The sequence below is a fragment of the Streptomyces graminilatus genome, assembly GCF_001418565.1.
GTDB classification, from domain to species: Bacteria; Actinomycetota; Actinomycetes; order Streptomycetales; family Streptomycetaceae; genus Streptomyces; species Streptomyces graminilatus.
In genome coordinates this window covers 31,622-57,972 of the sequence record NZ_LIQQ01000121.1, presented here as the reverse complement: position 1 = coordinate 57,972, position 26,351 = coordinate 31,622, and the positions used below count along the sequence as shown (strand labels likewise).

Annotated in this window: 21 protein-coding genes; 11 read left to right on the top strand and 10 right to left on the bottom strand. The window is 70.7% G+C overall.

Annotated features, from left to right (window positions below; genetic code table 11):
* The first annotated feature begins 95 nt into the window (after positions 1-95).
* Positions 96-1,214: a LacI family DNA-binding transcriptional regulator gene (locus AOK08_RS11695; RefSeq protein WP_079053978.1), complete on the top strand. Its 1,119-nt coding sequence runs from the start codon at positions 96-98 to the stop codon at positions 1,212-1,214.
* Between the two features lie 51 nt (positions 1,215-1,265).
* Here the strand turns inward: AOK08_RS11695 and AOK08_RS11690 are convergent, their stop codons facing one another.
* From AOK08_RS11690 to AOK08_RS11680, 3 genes are read right to left on the bottom strand one after another with little or no spacing between them, the layout of a single operon-like run.
* Positions 1,266-2,288 (bottom strand): TolB-like translocation protein, encoded by a 1,023-nt coding sequence (locus tag AOK08_RS11690; RefSeq protein ID WP_055525426.1) that lies wholly within the window; start codon positions 2,286-2,288, stop codon positions 1,266-1,268.
* A gap of 34 nt (positions 2,289-2,322) precedes the next feature.
* Complete coding sequence (locus AOK08_RS11685; protein ID WP_198539243.1) at positions 2,323-3,633, bottom strand: MFS transporter; 1,311 nt, start codon at positions 3,631-3,633, stop codon at positions 2,323-2,325.
* A 29-nt stretch (positions 3,634-3,662) separates the two neighbouring features.
* A complete protein-coding gene (locus AOK08_RS11680) occupies positions 3,663-4,529 on the bottom strand; it encodes a glycosyltransferase (protein ID WP_055525425.1) in 867 nt (288 codons plus the stop codon).
* Positions 4,530-4,814: 285 nt separating this feature from the next.
* Between AOK08_RS11680 and AOK08_RS11675 the strand changes: the two genes are divergently transcribed.
* From AOK08_RS11675 to AOK08_RS11640, 8 genes are all read left to right on the top strand, one after another.
* Entirely contained in the window at positions 4,815-6,254 is a 1,440-nt protein-coding gene (locus AOK08_RS11675) for a sugar transferase (RefSeq protein WP_055525424.1), read from the top strand.
* Positions 6,254-7,333, top strand: coding sequence for a Gfo/Idh/MocA family protein (locus tag AOK08_RS11670; protein WP_055525423.1), 1,080 nt, complete (start codon positions 6,254-6,256; stop codon positions 7,331-7,333). The genes AOK08_RS11675 and AOK08_RS11670 overlap by 1 nt, the downstream gene beginning before the upstream one ends.
* 31 nt (positions 7,334-7,364) lie before the next feature.
* Entirely contained in the window at positions 7,365-8,360 is a 996-nt protein-coding gene (locus AOK08_RS11665) for an SDR family NAD(P)-dependent oxidoreductase (RefSeq protein ID WP_055525422.1), read from the top strand.
* Positions 8,357-9,496, top strand: coding sequence for a DegT/DnrJ/EryC1/StrS family aminotransferase (locus AOK08_RS11660; protein ID WP_079053976.1), 1,140 nt, complete (start codon positions 8,357-8,359; stop codon positions 9,494-9,496). Before AOK08_RS11665 ends, AOK08_RS11660 begins: the two co-directional genes overlap by 4 nt.
* A complete protein-coding gene (locus tag AOK08_RS11655; RefSeq protein ID WP_055525421.1) occupies positions 9,493-10,185 on the top strand; it encodes an acetyltransferase in 693 nt (230 codons plus the stop codon). Before AOK08_RS11660 ends, AOK08_RS11655 begins: the two co-directional genes overlap by 4 nt.
* Positions 10,182-11,300, top strand: coding sequence for a DegT/DnrJ/EryC1/StrS family aminotransferase (locus AOK08_RS11650; RefSeq protein WP_055525420.1), 1,119 nt, complete (start codon positions 10,182-10,184; stop codon positions 11,298-11,300). The genes AOK08_RS11655 and AOK08_RS11650 overlap by 4 nt, the downstream gene beginning before the upstream one ends.
* A gap of 80 nt (positions 11,301-11,380) precedes the next feature.
* Entirely contained in the window at positions 11,381-14,980 is a 3,600-nt protein-coding gene (locus tag AOK08_RS11645) for a DUF4082 domain-containing protein (protein WP_055525419.1), read from the top strand.
* A gap of 74 nt (positions 14,981-15,054) precedes the next feature.
* Positions 15,055-16,101 (top strand): glycosyltransferase family 2 protein, encoded by a 1,047-nt coding sequence (locus tag AOK08_RS11640; protein WP_055525418.1) that lies wholly within the window; start codon positions 15,055-15,057, stop codon positions 16,099-16,101.
* Positions 16,102-16,163: 62 nt separating this feature from the next.
* Here the strand turns inward: AOK08_RS11640 and AOK08_RS11635 are convergent, their stop codons facing one another.
* Complete coding sequence (locus tag AOK08_RS11635; protein ID WP_055525417.1) at positions 16,164-16,841, bottom strand: hypothetical protein; 678 nt, start codon at positions 16,839-16,841, stop codon at positions 16,164-16,166.
* Between the two features lie 125 nt (positions 16,842-16,966).
* On the opposite strand from AOK08_RS11635, the gene AOK08_RS11630 reads away from it, so the two are divergent.
* Both AOK08_RS11630 and AOK08_RS11625 read left to right on the top strand, forming a co-directional pair.
* Entirely contained in the window at positions 16,967-19,018 is a 2,052-nt protein-coding gene (locus AOK08_RS11630; RefSeq protein ID WP_055525416.1) for an O-antigen ligase family protein, read from the top strand.
* On the top strand, positions 19,015-19,914 hold the full coding sequence (locus AOK08_RS11625; protein WP_055525415.1) for a glycosyltransferase family 2 protein: 900 nt from the start codon (positions 19,015-19,017) through the stop codon (positions 19,912-19,914). Before AOK08_RS11630 ends, AOK08_RS11625 begins: the two co-directional genes overlap by 4 nt.
* Before the next feature lie 94 nt (positions 19,915-20,008).
* Here AOK08_RS11625 and AOK08_RS11620 read toward each other — a convergent pair whose 3' ends face one another.
* The 6 genes from AOK08_RS11620 to wecB form a co-directional block, all read right to left on the bottom strand.
* Positions 20,009-20,698, bottom strand: coding sequence for a class I SAM-dependent methyltransferase (locus AOK08_RS11620; RefSeq protein ID WP_079053975.1), 690 nt, complete (start codon positions 20,696-20,698; stop codon positions 20,009-20,011).
* 146 nt (positions 20,699-20,844) lie between these two features.
* Positions 20,845-21,654, bottom strand: coding sequence for a glycosyltransferase family 2 protein (locus AOK08_RS11615; RefSeq protein WP_241826920.1), 810 nt, complete (start codon positions 21,652-21,654; stop codon positions 20,845-20,847).
* Positions 21,651-22,814 carry a right-handed parallel beta-helix repeat-containing protein gene (locus AOK08_RS11610; RefSeq protein WP_055525414.1) on the bottom strand — a complete coding sequence of 388 codons (1,164 nt, stop codon included), beginning with the start codon at positions 22,812-22,814 and terminating at the stop codon, positions 21,651-21,653. Before AOK08_RS11610 ends, AOK08_RS11615 begins: the two co-directional genes overlap by 4 nt.
* A 9-nt stretch (positions 22,815-22,823) precedes the next feature.
* Positions 22,824-24,320 carry an oligosaccharide flippase family protein gene (locus AOK08_RS11605; protein WP_055525413.1) on the bottom strand — a complete coding sequence of 499 codons (1,497 nt, stop codon included), beginning with the start codon at positions 24,318-24,320 and terminating at the stop codon, positions 22,824-22,826.
* Positions 24,283-25,164 (bottom strand): YveK family protein, encoded by an 882-nt coding sequence (locus AOK08_RS11600; protein WP_055525412.1) that lies wholly within the window; start codon positions 25,162-25,164, stop codon positions 24,283-24,285. Before AOK08_RS11600 ends, AOK08_RS11605 begins: the two co-directional genes overlap by 38 nt.
* A 51-nt stretch (positions 25,165-25,215) precedes the next feature.
* Entirely contained in the window at positions 25,216-26,349 is a 1,134-nt protein-coding gene (wecB, locus tag AOK08_RS11595) for a non-hydrolyzing UDP-N-acetylglucosamine 2-epimerase (protein ID WP_055525411.1), read from the bottom strand.
* Positions 26,350-26,351 lie beyond the last annotated feature (2 nt).

The following is a 26,351-nucleotide window of genomic DNA, read 5'->3' as shown; positions in this document are numbered from 1 at the left end:
GCGCCGACCGCCGCTCGGTAAACGATTACTGGTCGGAGGCCCCGGTTTGCGTACAGGTCGCTCGCAAGAGGAGTCAAATGCAGTAACGTCGAGCTGTGACGGACAACGGAAACGATGCTCGAACCAGCCCTGCTCCCAAGCAGCAGCCCGGCAGGCGGCGTCGAGTCAACGGCGCGGGCGACAGGCCCAGCACGATTCGCGATGTCGCCGCGAAGGCCGGTGTGTCGGTAGCAACCGTTTCCCGAACCCTCGCCGGGAACTACCCCGTCTCCGATGCCACCCGCGCCCGGGTGACGGCGGCTGTCGAGGCCCTGCACTACGTGGTGAACGTCCACGCCAAAGCCCTGTCCGGCAGAGTCGCGGGCCCCGTGGCCCTGGTCCTCCAGGACATCACCGGACCCTCGCTGGCCCATGTCGCGGCAGGGGCGGAGCAGGAGGCGGCGGCGCGCGGCAGGCTCAGTCTGGTCTGCGCCACCCACAGTGACCAGGACCGGGAGGACGACCTCGTGCAGCTCATGCGCGAACAGCACGCGGCGGCGGTGGTCCTCGTCGGCGGAGCGGTGCTCGACGACGGCTACCAGGCCCGCATGGCCGAGTACGCCAGGGCGCTGGACGCCGCCGGCTCCCGGCTGGTGCTGTGCGGCCGGCCGCCCCTGCCCGGCGACCTGCCGGTGACGGTCGTGGAGTACGACAACCGGGGCGGCGCCTTCCAGGCCGTGGACCATCTGCTCGGCGCGGGACACCGGCGTGTCCTCTTCCTGGCCGGTGAACCTCTCAACACCAGCGCCGAGGAGCGCCGGACCGGTTACCGCCAGGCCCTGCGGGCGCACGGCGTGGACTACGCCGGGGAACTGGACATACCCGGCCCGTACACCCGGGTGTCCGGCTATCAGCGGACCCGGGCCGCGCTGGACGAGGGCCTGGATTTCACCGCCGTCTTCGCCGGTACCGACGTGGTGGCCGTCGGTGCCCTGGCCGCGTTGCGTGAGGCCGGTCTGTCCGTGCCCGGTGACGTGTCCCTGGTCGGTTTCGACGACGTCCCCTTCGCCGCCGACCTGACGCCGGCGCTCACCACGGTCCGGGTGCCCTACGAGGATCTCGGGCGCACCGCCGTCCGCCTCGCACTGGAGCGGGAGAACCGCCTGGCCGGCGACGACCACGTGGTGCTCGGCACACAGCTGGTGATCCGGCAGTCGGTACGACCGCCGAAGTGACGCGGGCGTCGTCCGGATCGAGGGCCCGCCGAGCACCGTACGCCCCGCCGTCTACAGCGGCGCCGGCGACGAAGCCCCCGCGATCAGCAGGCGGGGACCGCCGGTGCCGTTCGCCGGTACGGTCCACAGGTCGGTGTCGCCCACCTTGCCGTCGCTGGGCAGGGCGTAGGCGACGGTGTCGTTGTCGAGCCAGGTGGCCTGGTCGTCGACGCTGTGGCGTTCGGCGAGCGCCGTCTCCTTCAGAGTGCCCAGGTCGAGGACGTACTCGTGCCAGAGGGACGTACGGGACAGGACCCGCTTCTTGAACGCGACCCGGGTCCCGTCGGGCGAGAGGGAGGGGCACTCCACGTTCTCGGTCAGGGTGGTGACCTCGCGCCTGGAGAGCGAACCGCGGACCAGGTAGGTCTTGCCGCCGGTGTTGAGGGTGGCGTAGAAGGTGTCGTCGTCGGAGGCGAAGGTGACGCCCCAGAAGTTGATGTCCGAGGCTCGGTGGGGCTTGCCGTCCAGGGTGATGGAGAACGTCTCCAGACTGGGCGTCAGCCGCATGGTCCGGGTGTCCACGATCGACGTCCGGGTGGAGAAGAACGCGGAGGAATAGGACTCGCCGGAGACGAAGACGGTCCAGGCGACGTAGTGGCCGCTGGGGGAGACCCGGGCCCTGCTGGGCGTTCCCGCGAGCGCATAGGTGTGCCGGACGCGGAGGCCGGCGTCGAGGATCAGGGCACGGTTGCTCTGCTTGAGGACGCCGGGGACGGACTGGAGGCAGATGCCCGTGCCGGACGCCGCGTAGAAGCGGGCGCACTTCAGGCCGGAGGCGGTCCGGCCGGACCCCGGGTCGGTGGACGGGACCGAGGCGACCGCGGCGCGGTGCGGGCCGGCGGCGGCGTTGACGAACGCCAGGCGGTTCTTCTGGTCGAGCGTCAACCTGCCCGTGCTGACGGCGGGGCCGCCCCGCTGCGGCCGGTTCGCCAGGTCCGCGCGGTCGGCGGCGTGCAGGACCACACCGGTTCCCACGCCCGTGAGGATCAGCGCTCCCGTGACGAGTATGAGCAGACGGCGACGCAGCGATGTCATGTCGATCCCTGGGACTCTGTGACGGTGGTGATGGTCATCGGGTCTCGCCGCCCGGCCGCAGCACCATGCCCGCGACGGCCGCGCAGCACAGCAGGCCGACCGCGGATCCGGCCAGCGCCGGGCCGTCGCCCCACACCGTCCAGGCGGCGCCGAAGGCCAGCGAGCAGCAGAACCGGGCCAGCGCCTGACCGGTCCCGACGATGGCGAGGCCGCTGGCGCGCAACTGCTCGGGCACGATGTCGGCGAGGGCGGCCGGGAGTACGCCGTCGGTGGCCGCGTAGAACAGGCCGTGCAGGGCGAGTACGAGGAAGGGCAGGGCCGGGGTGGAAGGGGCCCACAGCAGGAGGGCGTAGCCGGTGAGCAGACTCACGTGCCCGGCGAGGAACACGGTGCGCCGTCCGACCCGGTCGGCCAGCGCGCCGAGCGGCACGGCCAGCAGCAGGAACACCGCGGCGGTGCCCAGCGGCAGCAGCGGGAACCACTCGTCGCCGATGCCCGCACGCCGTTGCAGCAGCAGATAGACGAAGGCGTCGCTGACCGTCGTGAGCCCGAGCAGTGCCGCACAGATCGTGAGCGCCCGCAGGCGTGGCAGCTTCAGCAGGGCCAGCGCTTCGCGAACCCGCACGGGCGGTCTGCCCGCCGACCCCGCCGCCGACCCCGCCTCCGACCCTGTCGCAGCCTCCGCACCCGCTTCGTCGGGCCGCGCGACCCGCCCCCTGCCGGGTACGAACAGCACCAGTACGAGCACACCGAGCACGGCGACACACGCGCTCACGCCGAACACGGCGTCGTAGCCATCGGTCGCCGCACGCAGGATGAAGAAGGCGGCCAGCGGGCCGAGCATCGCGCCCGTGGTGTCCATCGCCCGGTGCACACCGAAGGCGCGGCCCTGCTTGTCGGACGGGGTGGACAGGGAGATCATCGCGTCGCGCGGGGCCGTGCGCAGGCCCTTGCCGGTGCGGTCGAGGGCGAGGACGGTGCCGAGGGCGCCGACGCTGCTCACGAGCAGGAGCAGCGGCTTGCACAGGGCGGACAGGCCGTACCCGAGCCCGGCCATCAGCTTGTGGTTGCGCACCCGGTCGGCGAGATGGCCGCCGGTGAGCTGCACCAGCGCGCTGACGCCGTTGTAGACACCGTCGAGGGTGCCGAACACGAGCGGGGTGAAGCCGAGTGTGGTGACGAGGTAGAGCGGCAGAACGGCGGTGACCATCTCCGAGGAGATGTCGGTTATCAGGCTGACCGAGCCGAGCACGAGCACGACCGGAGCGACCCTGTGCCCCGGGCCACGTCTTCGGCCCTGCTCGCTGTCCGCCTGTGCGGAGGCGGAACGGTCGGTGAGATACATGATCGAGTCGAACTCCAGGTGCGGTGCGATCAGTTCTGCCGGCTGCTCTCGTCCCGTAGCCAGGTACCGAAGTCCTGAGCCCGGATGGCCTTTCTGGCTGCCCGCCGGGCGGCGACCGCCGCCGCGAGGAAGACTACGACACTGGGCAGGAGCCGCGGATCCCTGCGGACCAGGGCTTTCAGATCCGCGACGCTGGTTCGCGCCGAGGCGTCCTTTGGCCCCTGGTGCTGCTCCACCTGTGCGGTGGACACCGCGGCCCGGACCCGACGTCGCATCAAGTCCCGCCAGGTGCGCGGCGGGTGGACCACGACACCGGCGCCCCCGACCACGAGCCGCTCCCCGGGGGCGAACGCCAGGGACGCGGCGAGGTCGTCCGCCATCAGCGGGGGCAGCGCGGCGATCCTGGCGTGCCCCGCCTTCGAGACCGCGATGACGCCCCGGCCGAACAGCCCCTCGCGGACGGCCGGGAGGCGCTGCCACACCCGGTAGTAGGCGCGCACCCGCCAGCCGCAGCCGGTCAGCGGGATCCGCCGCTCGGGCGCGGTGGCCAGGATGTCCGAGGCGTCGTCGGTCAGGGGCTCGACCAACGCCCGTACGTCCGCGGCCGTGAGGACGACGTCGGCGTCGACGTAGAGGCGGGGGAAGCCCCGCGCGTGGTCGTCCCCCGCCCGCATGGCGGCGTGTTTCGAGGGGGTGGGGATCTCGACCACGCGGACACGGGGTCCACGGGCGGCGGCGATCCGCGCGGTGTCGTCCGTGCAGCCATTGCATACAACCACGATGTCGGTCTCGCCGTCGCCGGGGGCGGCGGGGCCGGCGGGGTCGGCCACCAGTGAATCGAGGAGTCGGCCGATGACTTGCCCCTCGTTGTGGGCCGGGATCACGATGCTCGTCACGTGGGCAGTATGCCGTCAGTGTCACTAATGCGATGTGTGTTTCGTTCAACCGTTCCCGTCATTGCGTTTGGTGGTCTAGATTGAGTGCCGCCGGACCGGTTTGGGTGGAGAACTTGTACCTGACGTACCGTCACGGTGGGGCTCTTTGTGCGTTTCTGAACTTGTGTTACAAGCATGCTGGGGGGCATGGAGCGGTTGGGGACCGCTCTCGCTCCCTCGCTTTCCAGTGTCGCTGTGTGGAGGGCACTTCGATCGGGGGGTAGCCGCGCATGTGGTGGGGGGAGCATGGCCATTGAGGTCGCGCATGAGCAACTGGTTGTGGAACGCAGGACTCCGGAAGCCCGTCGGAGACGATGGGACCGGAAGTACCGGATCGCCCTGCTGGTCGCGGACGGCTTCGCGGCCCTCGCCGCGGCCTTTCTGATCCACTCGCTGTACGGCCGCTGGGCGGTGGCCCTGGTGCTGCCTCCGATGTGGATCGCGGTCATGGCCACCCACCGTTCCTACGACCGCACCGCACTCGGTCTGGGAACCGAGGAGTACCGACGGGTGCTTCGCGGAGCTTTCGTGCTGCCGGCGCTGGCCGTGTGCGCGCACTACTTGTTCGCGCACGACGAGGGACTCCTCCATGACATGGTCATGGCTGCCGTGCCCGCCGCTGCGATCGCGCTGCCGGGCCGCTATGTGCTCCGCCGGCGCCTCCACCGAAGATGGGCCCGTGGCCGGGACCGGAGCATGACGCTCCTGGTCGGCCCGTCACGCTCCATCGTGGAACTGGTCGCCGTCCTCCGGCGCAACGGGGCACAGGAACTGCACGTCGCCGGGGTGTGCCTGAGCGATCCCAAGAACCGGGCCGAGATCCACCAGTTGGGGCTCCCCGTCCTCGGCGGCATCGGCGACATGGACGACGTGGTCCGGGTGATGGGCGTCAGCACCGTGGTGGCGCTGCCGCTCCCCGAGGCCGACGCCTCCGTCCTGCGCCGGATGTCCTGGACGGCGGCCGTACAGGGCGTCGACTTCCTGCTGGCCCCCGTGCTGACCGACGTGTCCGCCTCCCGGCTGACGGTACGTCCCACCAACGGGGTGCCCCTGCTGCGCGTGCAGGCGCCGAACCTGACCCGGTTATCCCGGCTGCCCAAGGAAGTTCTCGACCGCCTGCTCGCGGCGGTGCTCCTGGTGTTCCTCGCCGTGCCCATGCTGCTGATCGCCCTGGTCGTCCGCCTGGACAGTCCCGGGCCGACGCTGTTCAGGCAGCAGCGGGTGGGCCGGTACGGAGACCACTTCACCATGTTCAAGTTCCGCACCATGCGGCCCGATTCGGAGGATCTGCGGGCGGAACTGGAGCACCTCAACGAGAACAGTGACGGACTGCTGTTCAAGGTGAAGGAGGACCCGAGGATCACCCGGGTCGGTTCCGTGCTGCGTCGCACCTCGATCGACGAACTCCCGCAGCTCATCAACGTACTCGGCGGCCACATGTCGCTCGTCGGCCCCCGCCCGCCGCTGCCCGAGGAGGTCGAGGAGTACTCGCCGGAGGTCAAACGGCGGCTGCTCGTCAAGCCCGGCCTCACCGGGCTGTGGCAGGTCAGCGGACGCTCCGACCTGCCCTGGGAAGAGGCGGTCCGGCTCGACCTCGGCTATGTGGACAACTGGTCGATGGGGCTCGACCTGGAGATTCTGGCGCGCACCGGATCCGTGGTGGTACGTGGAACGGGGGCCTACTGATGGACCGAGAGAAGAGGGACCAAGTGACGCAGGGCGCGGAGCCGTTGGGTATCGCGGTGGTGGGTGCCGGCTACTGGGGACCCAACCTCGTGCGCAACTTCCAGGCCGGCGAGCAGTTCCGGCTGCGCTGGCTGTGCGACCTCGACGTGGACCGCGCCCAGCGGGTCCTCGGCGGCTACTCGACCGTCCAGGCCACCTCGGACTACGCGGCCGTCCTCGCCGACCCGTCGGTCCACGCCGTCGCCGTGGCCACGCCCGCCGGGACCCACCTCGACATCGCCCTGGCCGCCCTGCGCGCCGGGAAGCACGTCCTGGTGGAGAAGCCGCTCGCGGCGACCTACGCCGACGGCATGCGGCTGGTGGCCGAGGCGGAGGAGCGCGGGCTCACCCTGATGTGCGACCACACCTACTGCTACACACCCGCCGTGGGCCGTATCCGGGAGTTGGTCCGCTCCGGGGAACTCGGCGACATCCACTTCGTCGACTCGGTCCGGATCAACCTCGGGCTGGTCCAGAAGGACATCGACGTCATGTGGGACCTCGCCCCGCACGACCTGTCGATCCTGGACTTCATCCTCCCCGACAACGTCGAGCCGGTCGCCGTCGCCGCCCACGGGGCCGACCCGATCGGCGCGGGCCAGGCCTGCGTCGCCTATCTGACGCTTCAGCTCAACACGGGGGCCATCGCCCACGTGCACGTCAACTGGCTCTCACCGACCAAGGTCCGCACCACCATGGTGGGCGGCGCCAAACGCACCCTGATCTGGGACGACCTCAACCCCGCCCAGCGCGTGTCGATCTTCGACCGGGGCGTGGACCTGGCCGCGCCCCAGGAGATCGGCGCGGACGAGCGCCGGGACATGCTCGTCTCCTACCGCTCCGGGGACATGGTCGCGCCCGCCATCGGCGAGAAGGAGGCGCTGCGCAGCATGGTCGACGAGTTCGGCGACTCGATCAGACAGCGCCGGGCACCGCTGACCGACGGCCGCGCGGGCCTGCGGGTGCTGGACATCCTTGAGGCCGCCTCCCGGAGTCTTGAGTTCAAGGGCGCGGTCGTCGGCCTGCGCGCCGGACGTTGACGTTCCCAAATTCACTGAGAGGGCATGGCAGTTGAGCAGCGTACGAGGTAAGAAGATCCTGGTCACCGGGGGAGCGGGCACCATCGGCTCCAACCTCGTCGACCTGCTGGCCGAGGGCGGCGCCCGCGAGATCGTGGTGCTGGACAACTTCGTGCGCGGCCGGCGGGCCAACCTGGCCAAGGCCATGCCCAGCGGCGCCGTGGAGATCGTCGAGGGCGACATCCGGGACGCCGCCACCGTACGGAAGGTCACCGAGGGCGCCGACCTGGTGTTCCACCTCGCCGCGATACGCATCACCCAGTGCGCGCAGGAACCCCGCCTGGCCAACGAGGTCATGGTCGACGGCACCTTCAACGTCCTGGAGGCGGCGGCCGAGGCCGGTGTGGCCAAGGTGATCGCCTCGTCCTCGGCCTCCGTCTACGGCATGGCCGAGACCTTCCCGACGACCGAGCGCCACCACCCGTACAACAACGACACCTTCTACGGCGCGGCGAAGGCCTTCAACGAGGGCATGCTGCGCAGCTTCCACGCCATGTACGGCCTGGACTACGTGGCGCTGCGCTACTTCAACGTCTACGGCCCCCGGATGGACATCCACGGCCTCTACACCGAGGTGCTCATCCGCTGGATGGAGCGCATCGAGGCGGGCGAACCCCCGCTGATCCTCGGCGACGGCACCCAGACCATGGACTTCGTCGACGTCCGGGACATCGCCAGAGCCAATGTGCTGGCCGCCGAATCGGACGCCACCGACGAGGTGTTCAACATCGCCAGCGGCACCGAGACCTCGCTGCGTGAACTCGCCGACGGTCTGCTGGAGGCCATGGGCGCGTCGGGCCTGGAACCGGAGCACGGGCCCGCCCGCGCGGTGAACGGCGTGGAACGACGGCTCGCCGACACCAGCCAGGCCGCCGACCGGCTCGGCTTCACCGCCCGGATCGACATGCGTACGGGGCTCAAGGACCTGGTGGACTGGTGGCGTGCCGAGCGCGCCGCCGACGCCACCACCGCGGAGGCGGCCAAGTGAGCACCGACCGCATCCCGGTGATGATCCCCTGGCTCGGCGAGGAGGAGGCCAAGGCCGCCTCCGACGCCGTGCTGTCCGGGTGGGTCGCCCAGGGCCCCCGGGTCGCCGCCTTCGAGAAGGCCTTCGCCGAGCGCGTGGGCGCCGAGCACGGCATCGCCGTCAGCTCCTGCACCACCGCCCTGCACCTGGCGCTCGTCGCGCTCGGACTCGGCCCCGGTGACGAGGTCATCGTGCCCTCGCTGTCGTTCATCGCGACCGCAAACGCCGTACGGTACGTCGGCGCCGAACCCGTGTTCGCCGACGTCGACCCCGCCACCGGCAACCTGACCACGGCCACCGTCGACGCGGTCCGCACCCCTCGCACCAAGGCCGTCCTCGCCGTCCACCAGGGTGGCGTACCGGCCGACGTGCACGGTCTGCGCGCCGCCTGCGCCGACTGGGACCTGCCCCTCGTCGAGGACGCGGCCTGCGCCATCGGCTCGACCGTCGGCGGCAAGCCCGTCGGACAGGGCGCGCTGATCGCCGCCTGGTCCTTCCACCCCCGCAAGCTCGTCACCACCGGCGAGGGCGGCATGATCACCACCGACGACGCCGAATGGGCGGCACGGCTGCGCCGGTTGCGCGAGCACGGCATGAACGCCTCGGCGGCGGAACGCCATTCGAGCAGCAAGCCGGTCCTGGAGAGCTATCTGGAGGTCGGCTACAACTACCGGATGACGGACGTCCAGGCCGCGATCGGCCTGGTCCAGCTCGGCAAACTCGACGCGATGATCGCCCGCCGCCGTGAACTGGCCGCCCGTTACGACGCGTTGCTGCGGGACGTCCCCGGACTCACCCCCGTACGCGACCCCGGGCACGGGCAGAGCAACTTCCAGTCCTACTGGGTGCTGCTGGCCGAGGACTTCCCCGTCGGCCGGGACGACCTGCTCGCCGCGCTCGCCGAGGCCGGCGTCTCCGCCCGGCGCGGAATCATGGCCTCGCACCTCGAACCCGCCTACGAGGGTCACCCGAGCGCGCCGCTGCCGGTCACCGAGCGGATCAGCCGCGACTCGCTCATCCTGCCGCTGTTCCACACCCTCACCGAGGCCCAGCAGGACCGCGTGGTGGCGGCGCTGCGCGAACAGGCCCGAGGATGAGCGGACTCCTGATCATCGGCGCGGGCGGGTTCGCCCGGGAGACCGCACAGGCCGTACGGGACGCGGGTGACATCGAGCTGCTCGGACACCTCGACGACAACGCGGAGTTGCACGGCACCGAGGTGGACGGCGTCCCCGTACTCGGCGGCTGCGACCTGGTCCATGACCTGCCCGAGGCGCGGGTGGTCATCTGTGTCGGCAACCCCCGGGACTACGCTGCCCGCGCCCGCCTGGTGCGCCGGTTCGGTCTGCCGACCGACCGCTACGCCGCCGTGATCCACCCGACGGCGTCGGTGTCGGCGACCTCGGTGGTCGGCCCGGGTTCGGTGCTGCTCGCACACTGTGTCCTGACCGCCGCCGTGCGGGTGGGCGCCCATGTCGCCGTCATGCCGCAGACCGTACTCACCCATGACGACGTGGTGGAGGACTTCGCCACGATCGCCTCCGGCGTCCGGCTGGGCGGGGGAGCGCGGCTCGAACAGGGCGCCTATGTGGGCTCCGGGGCGCTGGTCAGGGAGGGCACGGTGGTCGGTGCCTGGTCGCTGATCGGGATGGGCAGCGCCGTGCTCGGTGACGTGCCACCGGGCGAGGTCTGGGTGGGGAGCCCGGCCCGGCGGCTGCGCGCGGCGGCGGTGCCCGCGCTCGACGAACTCGCGACAGCGACAACAGTGGGGGGACCGCTGAGATGAACCACATTCCGCTTGTCGACCTGAAGGCGGCCCACCGCGAGGTCGCCGACGAGGTACGGGCCGGATTCGAACGGGTCCTGGCCAACACGGCGTTCATCGGCGGCGACGAGGTGGGGGCCTTCGAGCGCGAGTACGCCGATTTCGGCGATGTCGCGCACTGCGTCGGCGTCGCCAACGGCACCGACGCGGTCGAACTCGCCCTGCGCGCACGCGGAGTCGGGCCCGGCGACGAGGTCGTCATACCCGCCAACACCTTCATCGCCACCGCGGGCGCGGTCGCCCGGATCGGCGCCCGGCCCGTACTGGCGGACTGCCTCCCCGACACCTGTCTCCTCGACCCGCAGGCAGCCCTGGACGCGGTCGGCCCGGCCACCCGCGCGGTCGTGCCGGTGCACCTGTACGGGCAGATGGCGGAGGTGACCGGGCTGGCCGGTCAACTGCCCGGCCACGTACGGATCGTCGAGGACGCCGCCCAGTGCCAGGGCGCCACCCGTGACGGCCGGTCGCCGGGCAGCGGCCAGATCGCGGCGACCAGCTTCTACCCGGGCAAGAACCTGGGCGCCTACGGCGACGCGGGCGCGGTCCTCACCGACGACGAGGACCTGGCGAGCCTGGTCCGCGCGACCGCGAACCACGGCGGCGTCGCCAAGTACCGCCACGACGTGGCCGGGTTCAACAGCCGCCTTGACGGGCTCCAGGCCGTAGTCCTGCGGGCGAAGCTGGCCAGGCTGGCCGACGGCAACGCGGCCCGGCGGGCGGCGGCGGCCCGCTACGACACCCTGCTCGCCGACCTGGCCGCCACCGGACGCGTCGTACTCCCGGCGACGGACACCGGCAACGTCCACGTATGGCACCTCTACGTCGTCCGGATCGCGGGCGCGGACCGTGACGACATCGTCGGCAAGCTCAACGCGGAGGGCATCGGCGCCGGGGTGCACTATCCCGCCCCCGTCCATCTCACCGAGGCGTTCCGGCATCTCGGCCACGCCCGTGGCGACTTCCCCCACGCGGAGAAGGCGGCGGACCGGATCCTGTCCCTGCCGCTCTTCCCCCAGATAAGCCCCGATCAGCAGCAGCGCGTCGTGGACACGCTCGCCAGGGCGCTCCAGAGCTGATCGGCCCCCACAGTCATTTGCTCCACCCCGACGCCAAGGGTCGGACCCCGCACAGTGCACAGCACCGCTGAGAGGTACACATGAACAGATGGAGAAGACGGATCCGGGGCGGGCGCCTCGCCGTCGTAGCAGCGTTGATATGGGCGGTGCTTCCGCAGGCCCTGCCCGCCTCGGCGGACTCCGATCCCTGCGGAGCGGGCTCGAACCCGGTCGTGTGCGAGAACTCCAAGCCGGGCACCCCCATGTCCGACTGGTACGCGCCCAACGCCTACGGCGGCATCAAGGGCTTCACCACCAAGCAGAGCGTCCAGGCCGGTGAGACCGTCCAGTTCAAGATCCAGTCGAAGGTCTCCTACCACGTGGAGATCTACCGGCTTGGCTGGTACGGCGGTGACGGCGCGCGTCTGATCTCGACCCCCGCCCAGGCGGCGGTGACCTATCCGGGCAACTACTGGTCCAACCCGGCCAGTTGCATCACCAAGAGCAGCACCGGCCTGGTCGACTGCGGCAACTGGCCCGTGACCGTGAACTGGACCGTCCCCAGCGACGCCGTGTCCGGCCTGTACATCGCGAACCTGACGCAGACCGACGGCGACGGCCTGATGCCGTACCCGTTCGTCGTCCGCAAGGACTCCAGCACCTCCGACATCGTCGTGCAGACCAGTGACGAGACCTGGCAGGCATACAACGACTACGGCGGCCAGGACCTGTACGGCGGCGGGGGCCCCGCGCCGGACGGCCGCGCCTACGAGGTCAGTTACAACCGGCCGCTGGACATCGGCGGCGACAACGGCATCTACGGCTCCGAGTTCATGATGCTGTCCTGGCTGGAGCGCAACGGCTACGACGTCAGCTATCTGTCGGGCGTGGACGTGTCGACCAACGGCAACACCCTGCTGCCGAACCACAAGGTGTACATGTCCTCGGGCCACGACGAGTACTGGACGCAGAGCCAGTACTCCAACGTCCTGGCGGCCCGGAAGGCAGGCGTACGGCAGGCCTTCTTCAGCGGCAACGAGGTCTTCTGGAAGACCCGGCTCGCCCCGAGCAACGACTTCACGAACACCGCGAACCGGACCCTGGTCTGCTACAAGATGACCAAGATGTCGCAGGGCAACGGCATCGCCGACCCCAGCGGCACCTGGACCGGCACCTGGATGGACCCGACGAGCACCCAGTACGGCCAGGCCTACCAGCCGCCGAACATCCTCACCGGCTCCATGTTCACGGTGAACGGCTACCGCTCCGACGCGATCACGGTCCCCGGCTCGTACGGCCAGAACCGGATCTGGCGCAACACCTCCATCGCGAACCTCACGCCGAGCCAGACCGCCACCTTCCCCACCGGCACCCTCGGCTACGAGTGGGACAGCGACCTCACCAACAGCACCAGGCCCGCCGGGGCGATCGACGTGTCGTCCACGACCGTGGACATCGACGACGGCAAGTACCGCCTCGACTGGGGCAACATGTACGGCAACGGCACGGCGACGCACAATCTCGTCGAGTTCCGTGACCAGGACTCCGGCGCCCTGGTGTTCGGGTCGGGGACCGTGCAGTGGTCGTGGGGGCTCACCAACCTCCCGGTGTACAACCCCGACGACGTGGTCGTCACCGAGGACGCCCGGATGCAGCAGGCGACGGTGAACGTCCTCGCCGACATGGGCGTCCAGCCGCTGACCCGGCAGAGCAACCTCAGCGTCGCCACGGCCACCACCGACACCACCGGCCCGGCCGTCACCGTGACCGGTCCGGCCTCCGGCGTCACCGTCCCGGCCCTGAAGCCGGTCACCATCTCCGGCACCGCCAGTGACTCCGGAGGCGTGGTGGCCCGCGTGGAGGTGTCCACCGACGGCGGAACGACCTGGAACGCGGCCACCGGTCTGACGTCCTGGACCTACAGCTGGACACCTTCGGCACCGGGCGCGGCGACCGTCAAGGTCCGCGCGGTGGACGACAGCGTCAACATCGGCGCCGTCACCACGGTCCCGGTGACCGTCGGCCCGCAGGCCTGCCCGTGCACCATCTGGCCCGCCACCACCGTGCCCGGCACCATCAACGGGGGTGACGGCGGTCCGCTGGAGCTCGGCGTCAAGGTCCGTACCACGGTGGCCGGTTCGATCACCGGCGTGCGCTTCTACAAGTCGCCCGCCAACACCGGCACCCACACCGGCAGCCTGTGGAGCGCCTCCGGCACCCGCCTGGCCACCGGCACCTTCACCAACGAGACGGCCTCCGGCTGGCAGCAGCTGAACTTCGCCACCCCGGTCACCGTCAAGGCCAACACCACTTACGTCGCCTCGTACTTCGCGCCCAACGGCGGATACTCCTACGACGGCGGCTACTTCTCGAACAGCGCGGCCGGCCTGGCTCCGCTCACCGCGCTCAAGTCCGGTACCGACGGCGGCAACGGCGTCTACCGCTACAGCTCGACCAGCGCCTTCCCGTCCTCGGCGTCCTCGGGCAGCAACTACTGGGTCGACGTGGTGCTCGACACCTCGACGGCGAGCACGACCCCGCCCGTCGTCACCTCGAAGTCCCCGACGTCGGGGGCCACCGGCGCGTCGATCACGGCACCGGTGTCCGCCGTCTTCGACCACGCCATCGACGCCGACACGCTGACGTTCACCTTGAAGGACCCGAGCGGCAACACCGTGCCGGGCACCAAGACGCTCCCCGCGTCGAACAAGGCGACCTTCACACCGTCGACGGAACTGGACCTGCACACCACGTACACCGCGTCCGTCCAGGCCGAGGACCTCTGGGGCAACGCCATGTCGGCGCCCGTGACGTGGTCGTTCACCACCAGCTCCACCCCGCCCGCGGCCACCTGCCCCTGCACGCTGTGGAGTTCCGCCGCCGTGCCGGCCAGGGCAGCCGTCACCGACGACCCCAACTCCCTCGAACTGGGCACCAGGTTCCAGTCCTCGGCGAGCGGCTGGGTCACCGGCGTCACCTTCTACAAGGGCGCCACCAACACGGGCACCCACACCGGCAGCCTCTGGTCCGCCGACGGCACGCTCCTCGCCTCCGGCACCTTCACCGCCGAGTCCCCCTCGGGCTGGCAGACGATGACCTTCGCGACGCCGGTGGCGATCACCGCCGACACGGCGTACGTCGTCTCCTACCACGCGCCAGTCGGCAACTACGCGGTGGACGGCGGCTACTTCGCGTCGGCCCACAACTCCTATCCGCTGACCGCGCCCGCCGACATCAGCACGGCCCACAACGGGCTGTACCGGTACGGCAGCGGCGTGGCCTTCCCCAACGGCTCCTACGGATCCGCGAACTACTGGGTCGGCCCGGTCTTCACCGCCGACGACCCGTCCGCGTCACTGACGTCGGGCTCGTCCACCGAGGTGACCACCTCCTCGCCGGCGCACACCGCCGACGCGGCGCACGCACTGGTCACGTCGGTGCCCGGCACGGCCAAGCTGTCGACGGTCAACGCGACGCTGACCGTCCTGCCGGGCGCGAAGGCCGAGGCCGCCAAGAAGCTCAAGGCCAAGGCCTACCTCTTCTACAACCAGGCCACCCACAAGGTGTCCGTCCACCTGTCCACCCCGCTGCCGGACGGCACGCGGTTCACGATCACGGTCACGGCCAAGGACAAGCAGCACCACACGGTGCTGTCCAAGACCTGGACCCTGACCAGCAAGACCGTCCGCAAGAAGAACTGACCGACTGCAACCCACCGCCGATGGCCTCCCGCACCCTCGCGGGAGGCCACCGCCGGGGATTGGTTTTCCCCACGATGAGTACCGTCAGTGTCGTGATCCCGTGCTACAAGTACGGCCATTTCCTCGCCGACTGCGTGAGCAGCGTCCTGGACGAGCAGGACGGCGTTGACGTCCGGGTACTCATCATCGACGACGCCTCTCCCGACGACTCGGCGGAGACCGCGCTCAAGCTCGCCGCCACCGACCCGCGCATCCAGGTCCGTGTCCACGAGACCAACAAGGGCCACATCGCCACCTACAACGAGGGCCTCCTGGAGTGGGCCGACGGCGACTACGTCGCTCTCCTGTCCGCCGACGACCGACTGGTCCCCGGCGCCCTGGTGCGCGCCGCCGCCCTGCTGGACGCCCACCCGGAGGCCGGGTTCGCCTACGGCCGCCCCCTGCGCTTCCAGCACGGCGGCCCGCTGCCCAAGGCCCGTACCCAGGGCACCGGTTCGGTCGTCTATCCCGGGCACTGGTGGCTGGACCGCCGGTTCCGTGAGGGCACCGGCTGCATCACCTCGCCCGAGGTCGTCGTCCGCACCAGCCTCCAGCGCGAGGTCGGCGGCTACGACCCCGAACTCCCGCACGCCGGCGACATCGAGATGTGGATGCGGCTCGCCGCCCGCGCCGACGTCGGCTACGTACGCGGGGCCGACCAGGCCTTCTACCGCGTCCACGGCGACAACATGTCCACCACCGACTTCGGCGGCCAGCTCGACGACCTGCGCCAACGCCTCGTCGCCTACGACTCCGTGCTCACCAAGTGCGCCGACCTGCTGCCCCAGGCCGACCACCTCGCGACATCCGTGCACACCCGCCTCGCCCGCTACGCACTGCGCCGCGCCTACCGCGCCTACGACCGGGGACGCACCGACGTCGTCCCGGTCGACGAACTCGTGGCCTTCGCCGGGGAGTGCCTCCCGGAGTACGAGTCGCTGTCCGAGTACCGCGCGCTGCGGCTCAGACAGCGGATCGGCGCGAGGACGATGCCGTATCTGCAGCCGCTGGTGTGGTCGGCCGTGGCCGAACGCGGGCGGGAGTGGCTGTGGTGGGAGTCGTGGAAGCGCCGCGGCATCTGATGACGACGCCCGACCCGAGGACCGCGCACACCTGCCAGGACGGCTCGCGCCCGCTCAGGCGCTCAGCCCGCCACCGGAACCCCGCCGACCCGGGGGAGCGCCTCCGTGTCCGGGGAGGACACCTTCCTCTTCCTGCGGCGCAGCGCGAACTGGTCGAACCACAGCGCGCTCAGCAGCGCGACGGTCGCACCCAGCAGCGCCGTACCGGCCACAGCACGGCTCCTGGTGCCCATTACCTGGGCGGCGCTCGGGGCGACCAGGACGGACGCGTTGATCCGCGCGCCCGCCGAGATGCCCTGCGCCGCCTGGACGTGCGCGACATGCGCGGAGTAGACGTCGATGATCCGCTGGACCCTCGTGTCGGCCTCGACCGGGTCCGCCGCCCGCGCCTGCACCTGCAACGAGGGGATCAGATAGGCGGGCGTCGCGCTGGTGCCGCTGTTGCGCGGGATCAACTGGTACGTCCCGTGCACACCGGCATCGCTCAGCTCGTCCCGCCCGGACGGCGACGCGAGCTGCTGGATGACCCCGTACGAGAGGGTGGCGAGCGGCGGTTGGAGATTCGTGAGCTGGTTCGGCTGGTTCCCCGTCACCGGGGGCTTGAGCACGACCACCGCCGAACTCAGATACTGCGGGGCCGGACGGATCACCGGATAGGCGCCGACGGCCGTCAGCAGGAGCGCCAGCACGGATATGTACCAGCGGCGGAGCAGCGCTTCGGCGACGTCACGGGGCGACACGGGGATTCCTTCCGTCGGCACCGATCCTCCCAGGCGCCGGGGCGGATCGCCAGCAGATCACGGCACCTATGCTGGTCCGGAGCCCGGACGCCAGGTCACGAGGCAACGGGCCGGGGGGAGTTCTCATGAGCCTTGGCGACATCTGGGCGATCATGTGCAGGCGCTGGTACTTCATGGTGCCCCTCACCCTGCTCAGCCTTCTCGCGGGCGGCTATCTGTACCGGACCATCCCGGTGTCCTACGAGTCGCAGAGCTCCGTCACCCTGCTCGACTCCACGGCGGTCGCCGACATGGCACCGACCTTCGGCAACCCCATATCGAACGCGGGCGGCACGCTCGTCGTCACCGCCGACGTACTGATCAGGACCCTCCAGTCGAGCGACTCGGCCAAGGAACTGCACTCCCGAGGCGTCACCGACCGGTACACGGCCGGATTCGCGCCGGAGGCCGACAGCCCGCTGCTCACCCTGAGCGTCACCGGCACCGACCGCGCCAAGGTGCTCCGGGAGACCACCACCCTCACCGGGTTCGCCGCCGAGCAGTTGAAGGCCCTCCAGGCCGCCTCCAAGGTGCCGGCGAAGTACTCCGTGCAGGCCACGCCGGTCGTACTGCCGCAGACCCCGGTCTCGCAGTCCAAGGCCCGCTACCAGAACATCGCGTCGGTCCTCATCGTCGGGATGGTCAGCGCGTTCCTGCTGTCCATCCTGGCCGAGGGCGTCGCGGTGGTCCGCCGCCGGGGCCGCGCCCAGGCCGGCTACGTTCCCCGCCGCCATCGCGCCCGGCCCCCCGAGCGGCAGCCCAGGGGCCCCCTGGTGCGTAGCCTGGACGCCACGACGATCCTCACCGGCTATCTGGTGCTGGCCTTCTTCGTCCCGTCGAACCTGACCCTGCCCGCACTGGGCGGCGTCGGCACCCCGGCCAACGTCTTCGCCCTGCTCGGACTCCTCTGGTACCTCGCGACCTGGCTCGGCGGCCGTATCCGTCCGGCCGAGGGCACCAGGCTGCCGCGCGTGGTGATGTGCGTGCTCGCCGTCGCGGTACTGCTGTCGTACCTCGCGGACGCCAGCCGCGAAAGCTCGCACCAGGAGGTCCTCGGCGCCGACCGGGGGCTCATCGGACTCGGCGTTTGGGTGGCGCTGGTGGTGCTGGCCTCGGCCGGCATCCAGGACCGCGATCGGCTGGAGACCCTGATGCGCCGGCTCGTCGTCCTGGGCACGGTGGTCGCCCTGATCGGCTACTACGACTTCTTCGCGGCGACCAACATCGCCGACTCCATCCACATACCCGGCCTCCAGTCGAGCACCGCCGGGATCACCACCATGGACCGCGGCTCCTTCACCCGGCCGCGCTCCACCACGGCCCATCCGCTGGAGTTCGGCGGGATGCTGGCCATCCTGGTCCCCTTCGCCGTCCACCAGGCCTTCGACCCGGTACGCCGGCACGCCGGGGCGCTGCGCCGCTGGGGCCCGGTGGCGGTCATGGCGGGCGCGCTGCCGCTGACGGTGTCCAGGACGTCCATCATCGGCGCCCTCATCGTGGCCCTGGTGATGGTGCCCCGCTGGAAGCCGCAGCGGCGCTGGGCGGCGATCGGCATCATCCTGGGATCGGTGGCCGGCTTCAAGGTGATCATCCCCGGGCTGATCGGCACCATCACCAACCTGTTCGCCACCTTCCTGTCCAACTCCGACAGCAGCACCCAGGCGCGCACCGTGAAGTACAGCGCGATCGTCCCCTACCTCCAGGAACACCCCTGGTTCGGGCGGGGATTCGGCACCTTCACCCCCGACCTGTACTTCTTCACCGACAACCAGTACATGCTGACCCTGGCCGAGATGGGCATCGTCGGTCTCGTCGCGCTGCTCGCCCTGTTCGTCACCGGGATCCACACCGGCGGTGCCATCCGCAGGCTCGCCCGCACGGAGACGGACCGCGAACTCGGGCAGGCGTTCCTCGCCTCGGCGCTGGTCGCCCTCGTCATCAGCGCCACCTTCGACGCGCTCAGCTTCCCCATGTACGCCGGGATGTTCTTCCTGACGCTGGGCGCCGGCGGCAGCTACCTCGGCTTCATCCGCAGGGAGGCGGCGGAGGCAACGGCTGCGACCGCCGCCGAGGTTCCCGCCCTCCGCAAGGCGTCAGAAGCCCAAGCCCAGCGACCTCAACTCGCGGAGTCCCGATGAGCACCGTCGCCGTCATCGTCGTCACCTGGAACAGCGCCTCGGTGCTTCCCGGATTCCTCGCCGCGCTGCCCGACGGCATGGCAGGCCTGGACTGGCGGCTCGTGGTCGCCGACAACGACTCCGCCGACGACACGGTCGAGGTCCTGCGGGAGTTGGCCCCCGACGCCACGGTCGTGCGGACCGGCCGCAACGCCGGGTACGCGGCCGGGGTCAACGCGGCGCTGGGCGCGGCCGGTTCGTACGGGACCGTCCTCATCTGCAACCCCGACATCCGGATGGGGGAGGGCTGCGCCAAGCGCCTGGTCGACAGTCTCGGCGACGGGGTCGGGATCGCCGTTCCCCTCCTCTACGAAGAGGGCAGCGACACCCCTCACCACTCGCTGCGCCGCGAGTCGAGTGTGACCAGGGCGCTGGGCGAGGCCCTGATCGGAAACACCCGCGCGGGACGCTTCCCGCGCCTGAGCGAACTCGTCACCGACCCGGCGGCGTACCAGCGGCCCACCCGCGCGGACTGGGCGACCGGCGCCCTGATGGCCGTCTCGGGCGACTGCCTGACCGCCTGCGGTCCCTGGGACGAGACCTTCTTCCTCTACTCGGAGGAGACGGAGTACTGCCTGCGCGCGAGGGACCACGGCTACGCCACCCAACTCGAACCCACAGCAGAGGCCGTTCACCTCGGCGGCGACTCCCAGGTCTCCCCCCGCCTCTGGACCCTCCTCACTCTCAACCGCGTCCGCCTGTACGCCCGCCGCCACGGCCCCCTGGCAACAGCCGCCTTCCGTACGGCCGTACTCCTCCGCGAATCATCCCGAGCAGCCCTCGGCCGCCCGGCAGCCCGAGCGGCTGCAACCGCGCTGGCCCGACCGGGCGCCCTGCGAAAAACGCCGGGCCCATAGAAGCGAGCCTCTGCATGGGCGCCCTGAAGGGGCGCGGGGAACTGCGCGACCAGCCACAACGACGCCGCAGCCGACAGATCACGCACGGAGCGGACTAGACCGCCGGTGCGCCGTCCCGCTCCGTCTTCACGGCTATGAGCGACTTGGGCGCACCCAGCACCCGCTCACTGAGGAGCACCGAGCCGGGGAACAGATAGCGCATCTCGGTGCGGGTCAGCAGCTCGATGTTGATCACCGCGTCCATCGCCGACTCCGGGCTGTCGGGGCGGCTGTGGACCAGCGGCCAGCGGCGTACGAGACGTGCCCTGGCGGCCAGCGGCAGGAACTGGAAGCCGGGCGCCACGAAGTGGGGCTCGACGGGGAAGTACCGGTACGGCGTCTGGATCCAGTGCAGCGGCGCCAGCGTCTCGACGGCCGACACGAACTTCCGGCGCTGGCTGTGGCCGCCCACGTGCTCGATGGTCGAGTTGGAGAACACCAGGTCGTAGCCGCCCTTGGCGCTCAGCTCGGCGGCGACCGCCTCGTCGGTGACGTCGGCGATCTCGGCGGTGATCCAGTCGGGCAGCTCGGCGGGATGCGCCTCCAGGTTGATGAGGTGGACGTGCTTGGCGCGCAGCGGTGCGCGCAGCCACATCTCGGCCGTACCGCCCAGGTCCAGGACACTCATGTTCTCGATGCCGGGGAAGCACCGCCGAAACCGCTCCCAGCGGGCGATGCGCATGCGCTCGCCCAGCGAGCCGGGTGCGTCGACGAACTTGTTCCTGAGGGCGCGGGAGCGGGCCATGGGATCAACCACCTGTGTTCGGAAAGAGAGACGAGCAAACGAGAGACGAGCAAACGAGAGACGAGCAAGCCAGAGATGAGCAAGCCAGAGATGAGCAGGCGAGAAGAGAGCAACGGTTGGCGGAGCGCGTCGGATTCATCCGGCCGTCACCACTGGGTATAGAAGCTGGCCGGATTCACCAGATACCGCACGGTCGGGTGCGCCACATGAAGCACCCGGTGCCCACGCGCGTACCGGTGGATCAGCTCCCAGTCCTCCCGGGGCATCACCTCCGGTGTCCGGCGCAGGCGGCTGAAGCGAAGAGAACGATCGCGGCGGGCGACGAAGGCGTTGGTGTCCAGGAAGGACTCGCGGGCGGCCCGCCGCCGGTCGTAGGGCACCGACAGGACGTCCATCTCGCTGCCGTCGGGCAGTACCCGGCGCAGTGCCGTGTAGACACCGTCGGGCCCGCCCGGGGCCTCCAGGACCGCCAGCGCCCGTTCGAGATGGTCGGGTTCCCACAGGTTGTCGTCGTCCAGGAACGCCACGTAGCGCGAGTGGCCGAGGCGGATGCCCACGTTGCGGACGACTCCCGCCACCCCGGTGTTGTGTGCCAGGGAGACGGCGAACAGCCTTGGATCGTCGGGGAGTTCGGGCAGTCCGGCGCCGTCGTCGACGACGATCACCACCTGGTCGCGCACGGTCTGGTCCAGCGCCGAGCGTACGGCGGCGCGCAGCGCCTCGGGACGCCGGTGGGTGGGGATCACCGTGGCGACCAGCGCGGAGGGCGGCGACGGCAGGCCGGCGGCGAGTCGCCTGGTCTCGGCGTCCTCGATCCGCCGCAGCCGCACCGCCGTGGGGGCCAGCAGGACCTTGTTCCTGGCCTCGTAGAGCACCAGCCAGCCGAACAACGCCTTGAGCAGGGTCCAGGGCGCCCGTACGGCCCGGCGCACCACCCCGCTCACGCCCCCGCTCACGACGACGGCTCCGGCTTGACCAGTCTGCCGTCGGACATCCGGTTGTCGCGCCACACGTTTCCGGCGCCGCCCTCGTTCCAGTGGGCGACCACACCGTAGCCGCCGGAGGTGGGGTGGTACTCGGTGGAGAAGATGTTGCCGGTGACCCTGATCCCGGTGGCACCGGTGCTGCCGCCGTAGAGGGCGTAGGCGCCGCCGGCCATCCAGTTGTCGTCCACGGTGACGTTGCGCACCACGCCGGTGTCCGCGAACAGGCCGACGCTGCCCGAGGCACCCTCCTTGAGGCCGGTCGGGTTCAGCAGGGTGTTGTGGCGGATGATCAGGTGGCCGGTGTTGCCCCCGCCGCTGATCACCGAGTTGGTGTGCTGCCACTCGCCGCCGAGGTTGATGAACGGCTCGATGTCGTGCACGTAGTTGTCGTGGATGTTCCCCTGCCCCATGGACAGCGCGTCGCCGAACACCGACACGTCGCACCAGCCGACCTCGATGGAGCTTGCCCCCATGTTCGACACCGCGTAGTCCACACCGCCGTTGTCCGGCCCCTTGCCGGGTACGGCCGTGATGGTGGAGTGCAGGACCTTCAGACCGCTGAAACCGGGGCGCAGGTTGATGCCCCACCAGTTGTCCGAGGTGACCTTCGTGTCGATGACGGTGACGTCGTTCGCGTAGATGTCGAGCGAGCCGGTGATGTCCTGGCCCCGGATGACGAGCCCGTCGGTACGGATCGCCCAGTTCCCGGCCTTCTTGGGCTTGAGGGAGATCCGCGGACCGGTGGAGTCGGCGTCGGGGAATCCGCAGGCGCCGGGCGAGGCGCAGTTGGTCCTCGCGGCGGGTGCGCCGTGCGTACTGCCGGCGCCCGCCGTCGGCGTGGGCTTCGCGGGAGGGGCGGGCGTCCTGGTCGCCGTGGGCTTCGGGGTCGGTGTCGGTGTCGGGGACGGCGACGCGGAGAGGCCGGCGGTCGCCTCCCCGGCCGTGGCCGACGGCGTGGCGCTCGGGGAGGGTGCGGCCGGGCTCGTACGACAGGTCGGCCCGTCGTCCGGGCAGCCCCGCGACTCGGACCGGTCCGGTCCCGAACAGGCCACCCCCAGTACCCCCAGAACCGCCAGCAGGGCCGCGAGCAGCAGTCCCGCGCGGGAGTTGCGGCCGATGTGCCGTGACATCAGGTCACCTCAGGTCCTTTTGGGGCGGCCGACGCCGCGCAGGAAGTCGCGGCTGGGCAGAACGCACAGCGCGTAGGCGGCCAGGGCGATCGTGCCGATGGCGAGCAGCGCGAGCCGGCCGTCGCCGAGCAGGCCCCGCAGGCCGAGGACGACGGCGGCCATCACGGCACCGCCGAGGAAGGGCCACGCGCAGGCCCTGGCGACCTGGCCGACACCGATGCCGCCACGGCTGAGGGCGACCAGGAACACCGGCACCACCAGGCCCCCGGCGACCAGGACATGGGCCTGCGAGACCCCGACGATGCCGTTGAGCCTGGCGGCGACGAGGAGTACCGGGACCAGTGCCACCAGCCACAGGCCCTGCACCAGGAAGAGCGACCGGCGCTGTCCGATCGCGACCAGACAGTCGTACGCGAGTTCGCTGCCGATACGGATCAGGCCGAGGACCATCAGCCAGGGCAGCGCCGAGGCGGCGGGCCCCCACCGGTCCCCGTAGATCGTCTCGATGGCCGGTTCGGCGAGGCAGGCCAGCAGGACGCACAGCGGGACGGTGCCGGTGATCACCACGCCCAGGGCGCGGCTGAAGCCCTGGGCGAGCGCCCGCGGCGACTCGGCCAGCCGGGAGAAACCGGCGAAGGACACCCGGCGGGCGGCCTCGGAGATGATCCGCACGGGCCAGCCGGACATGTTGAAGGCGAGCACGTAGAACCCCAGCGACACATTGCCGAGCGTCGCGCCCACCACCATGGTGTCGACGTTGACCACCGCGAGGGCCAGCATGCTCGCCCCCGCCAGCGGCAGCCCGAACCTGAGCAGCGCCCGGGCCTGGCCGGGGTCCCAGCCGAACTTCAGGGTGCCGGGCGCCGCCAGCCAACAGCCGATCAGGGTCACGACGTTCCCCGCCACGGCCCCCCAGGCGAAACTCATCGCGCCCCAGCCCTCGAAGGCCAGCAGCAGCGTCACCGAGGTGCTCACCACGAAGTTGAGCGCGTCGACGATCATCCGCTTGCCCTGGGCGAACTCCCGGGTGAGGAAACCGGCGGGCACCTGTGCCACCCCGTCGATCACCACGCACAGGCACATCACCCGCAGGACGTTCGCCGCGTCCGGCGAGCCGAGCAGACCCGCCACCGTCGGTGCCGCCGCGAACAGCGCCACGTACAGCAGGCCGCTGGAGAGGGCGCTGAGGGTCAGTACGGTCGGCGCGAACCGCCGTGCGTCGCCCTCCCAGCGGATGATGGCGAGGCCCACGCCCAGTTCGTTCGCGGACAGCAGTACCAGCAGCACGGTCTGGGCGATGCCGTAGACGCCCCACTCGGCCGGTCCGAGGGCGAAGCGGGCCAGCAGGATGCCGGTCGCGAAGTTGCCCAGCCGCATGACGACGGTGTTGATCAGGCTCCAGCGGGCCGCCGAACGGACTTTCCCGCCCAGCGAGGGGGCAGCGGGCGGTGCGGGGGTGCCGCCGGATTCAGCGGTCCCGCTGTCCGGTGTGCGAACGCTGTCCATGAGTCGACTCCTCGTCGAGCGGCTCGGCGGCGGGTGCCACGACCGTGGCGGCCCGTCCCGTTCTCGGCTCCGTGGCAGGCCTGTTGGCGGACCGCGCCCAGGCGGGCGGGGTGCGCAGCGCGATCGTCTGCTCCGAGACCGACTCCTCGGTCATCGGCCGGGGGGCGGTGACGCGCGTATCGGCCGTCGGCACCGGCTCGGCGGCCTCCACGGGCCGCGTGGGCTCCTCCGGCGGCGCCGCCGGGCGGTTCCGGCGGCGCGCCTCCACGTAGAAGACGGCGACCAGGCTGAGCACCAGGCCCCCGAGCCCCGCCATGATCATGTACTGGAGGCGGGTCTTGGTCTGGGCCACCGGCGGCTGCGGTTCCACGATCGGCCACAGCCGGATCATGGCCTGCGGACGGACCTTCTGCTGCTCCTGGAACTGCTTCAGCCGCTCACCGGCGTACGTGGTCAGAATGCGGTCCGAGGCCAGGACCGCGGCCTTGTCGGTGCCGGTGACCGTGAGCCACATGAGCGGCCCCTGGGCGTTGTCGGCGATCTTGGCCTCGAACTTGCCGCCGGCGCCACGGGACTTGAGCTCCCGCACGGAACCGTCGGAGTTGAGGTTGCGGGCGAGGCTGTCGGCCATGCCGGTGAGCGAGGTCTGCGTGCTGAGGAAGGGGTTGCCGTCATAGGCGGCGGTGGCTTTCTGGGAGTTGAGGAGCTGCACCGTGCTCTGCGACTGATAGGTGACCGGGACGAGCATCACCACGGCGGCTATCAGACCGGCGGTCAGCAGCAGCCCGGGCAGCAGGACGTACCACCGCCTGCGTGTGACCCGGAAGATCTCAGCGAGATCCATGGCAGTCCCCCCTTACGGCCAAATGTTCAACGAGCATGTGTTTCAACCGGATCATATGGGGAGAGGGCGGTCCGTGGCTCGCGGCTGGTCGGTCGGTCTGGGCCGGGTGCTCGCGGTGCCCCCCTCCAGCAGCACATCGGCGATCCGGTCGCTCGCGCGGCCGTCCCACAGGTCGGGTCTGCGCGGTGCGGGCGGAGTGTCCAGCACCCGGTGCACGGTGGACACGATCCGCGCCGGATCCCGGCCGGCCAGCACATTGGTGCCCTGCTCGACGGTGATGGGCCGCTCCGTGTTGTCCCGCAGGGTCACACACGGCACACCCAGCGCGGTGGTCTCCTCCTGGATGCCCCCGGAGTCGGTCAGCACGACGCGGGCCGAGTCCTGAAGGGCGATGAAGTCCAGGTATCCGGCGGGCGGTACGAGCCTGATGCCCCCGGGGACTCCGATCTCGGCCAGCCGCCGTGACGCGCGCGGATGCACGGGCAGGACGAGCGGAAGGCGGCCGGCGATCTCGCCCAGGGCCTTCAACAGCCCGGAGAGGACCTCGGGATCGTCCACATTGGCCGGCCGGTGCAGGGTGACGAGGCCGTACTCGCCCTTGGCCAGGCCGTATTCGTCCAGGACCGCCGAGGCCCTGGCCCGCTCCAGGTTGGTGAGCAGGGTGTCGATCATGACGTTGCCGACCAGGTGGATCTGGTCCTCCCGGTACCCCTCGGCGCGCAGGTTGTCGGCGGCGTCGGGCGAGGGGGCCAGCAGATAGTCGCTGACCCGGTCGGTGGCGACGCGGTTGACCTCCTCCGGCATGCTCCAGTCACGGCTGCGCAGGCCCGCCTCGACATGGGCCAGCAGCGGCCCGGCCTTCGCGGTGACCAGGGCGCAGGCGAGGGTGGAGTTGATGTCGCCGACCACCACGACGATGTCCGGGGACACCTCGTCGATGAGCGGCTCGAACGCGGTCATCACCCGTCCGGTCTGCTCGGCGTGGCTGCCCGAACCGACCCCGAGGAACCGGTCGGGCGGCCGGATGCCGAGGTCGGCGAAGAACACGTCGTTCATGGCCGGGTCGTAGTGCTGGCCGGTGTGGACGAGGACCACCTCGGCGCCCCGGCGTTCCAGGGCGTCCATCACCGGTTTGATCTTCATGTAGTTGGGTCGCGCCCCGGCGACGCAGATGACTCGCGTCATGG

What these genes read in the sequence shown, in the direction of transcription:
- AOK08_RS11650 (WP_055525420.1), top strand. Translation starts at nt 10,182, where the DNA reads ATGAACCACATTCCGCTTGTCGACCTGAAGGCGGCCCACCGCGAGGTC.
- AOK08_RS11685 (WP_198539243.1), bottom strand. Translation starts at nt 3,633, where the DNA reads ATGTATCTCACCGACCGTTCCGCCTCCGCACAGGCGGACAGCGAGCAG.
- AOK08_RS11640 (WP_055525418.1), top strand. Translation starts at nt 15,055, where the DNA reads ATGAGTACCGTCAGTGTCGTGATCCCGTGCTACAAGTACGGCCATTTC.
- AOK08_RS11655 (WP_055525421.1), top strand. Translation starts at nt 9,493, where the DNA reads ATGAGCGGACTCCTGATCATCGGCGCGGGCGGGTTCGCCCGGGAGACC.
- wecB (WP_055525411.1), bottom strand. Translation starts at nt 26,349, where the DNA reads ATGACGCGAGTCATCTGCGTCGCCGGGGCGCGACCCAACTACATGAAG.
- AOK08_RS11610 (WP_055525414.1), bottom strand. Translation starts at nt 22,814, where the DNA reads ATGTCACGGCACATCGGCCGCAACTCCCGCGCGGGACTGCTGCTCGCG.
- AOK08_RS11670 (WP_055525423.1), top strand. Translation starts at nt 6,254, where the DNA reads ATGGACCGAGAGAAGAGGGACCAAGTGACGCAGGGCGCGGAGCCGTTG.
- AOK08_RS11630 (WP_055525416.1), top strand. Translation starts at nt 16,967, where the DNA reads ATGAGCCTTGGCGACATCTGGGCGATCATGTGCAGGCGCTGGTACTTC.
- AOK08_RS11600 (WP_055525412.1), bottom strand. Translation starts at nt 25,164, where the DNA reads ATGGATCTCGCTGAGATCTTCCGGGTCACACGCAGGCGGTGGTACGTC.
- AOK08_RS11625 (WP_055525415.1), top strand. Translation starts at nt 19,015, where the DNA reads ATGAGCACCGTCGCCGTCATCGTCGTCACCTGGAACAGCGCCTCGGTG.
- AOK08_RS11605 (WP_055525413.1), bottom strand. Translation starts at nt 24,320, where the DNA reads ATGGACAGCGTTCGCACACCGGACAGCGGGACCGCTGAATCCGGCGGC.
- AOK08_RS11675 (WP_055525424.1), top strand. Translation starts at nt 4,815, where the DNA reads ATGGCCATTGAGGTCGCGCATGAGCAACTGGTTGTGGAACGCAGGACT.
- AOK08_RS11645 (WP_055525419.1), top strand. Translation starts at nt 11,381, where the DNA reads ATGAACAGATGGAGAAGACGGATCCGGGGCGGGCGCCTCGCCGTCGTA.
- AOK08_RS11620 (WP_079053975.1), bottom strand. Translation starts at nt 20,698, where the DNA reads ATGGCCCGCTCCCGCGCCCTCAGGAACAAGTTCGTCGACGCACCCGGC.
- AOK08_RS11690 (WP_055525426.1), bottom strand. Translation starts at nt 2,288, where the DNA reads ATGACATCGCTGCGTCGCCGTCTGCTCATACTCGTCACGGGAGCGCTG.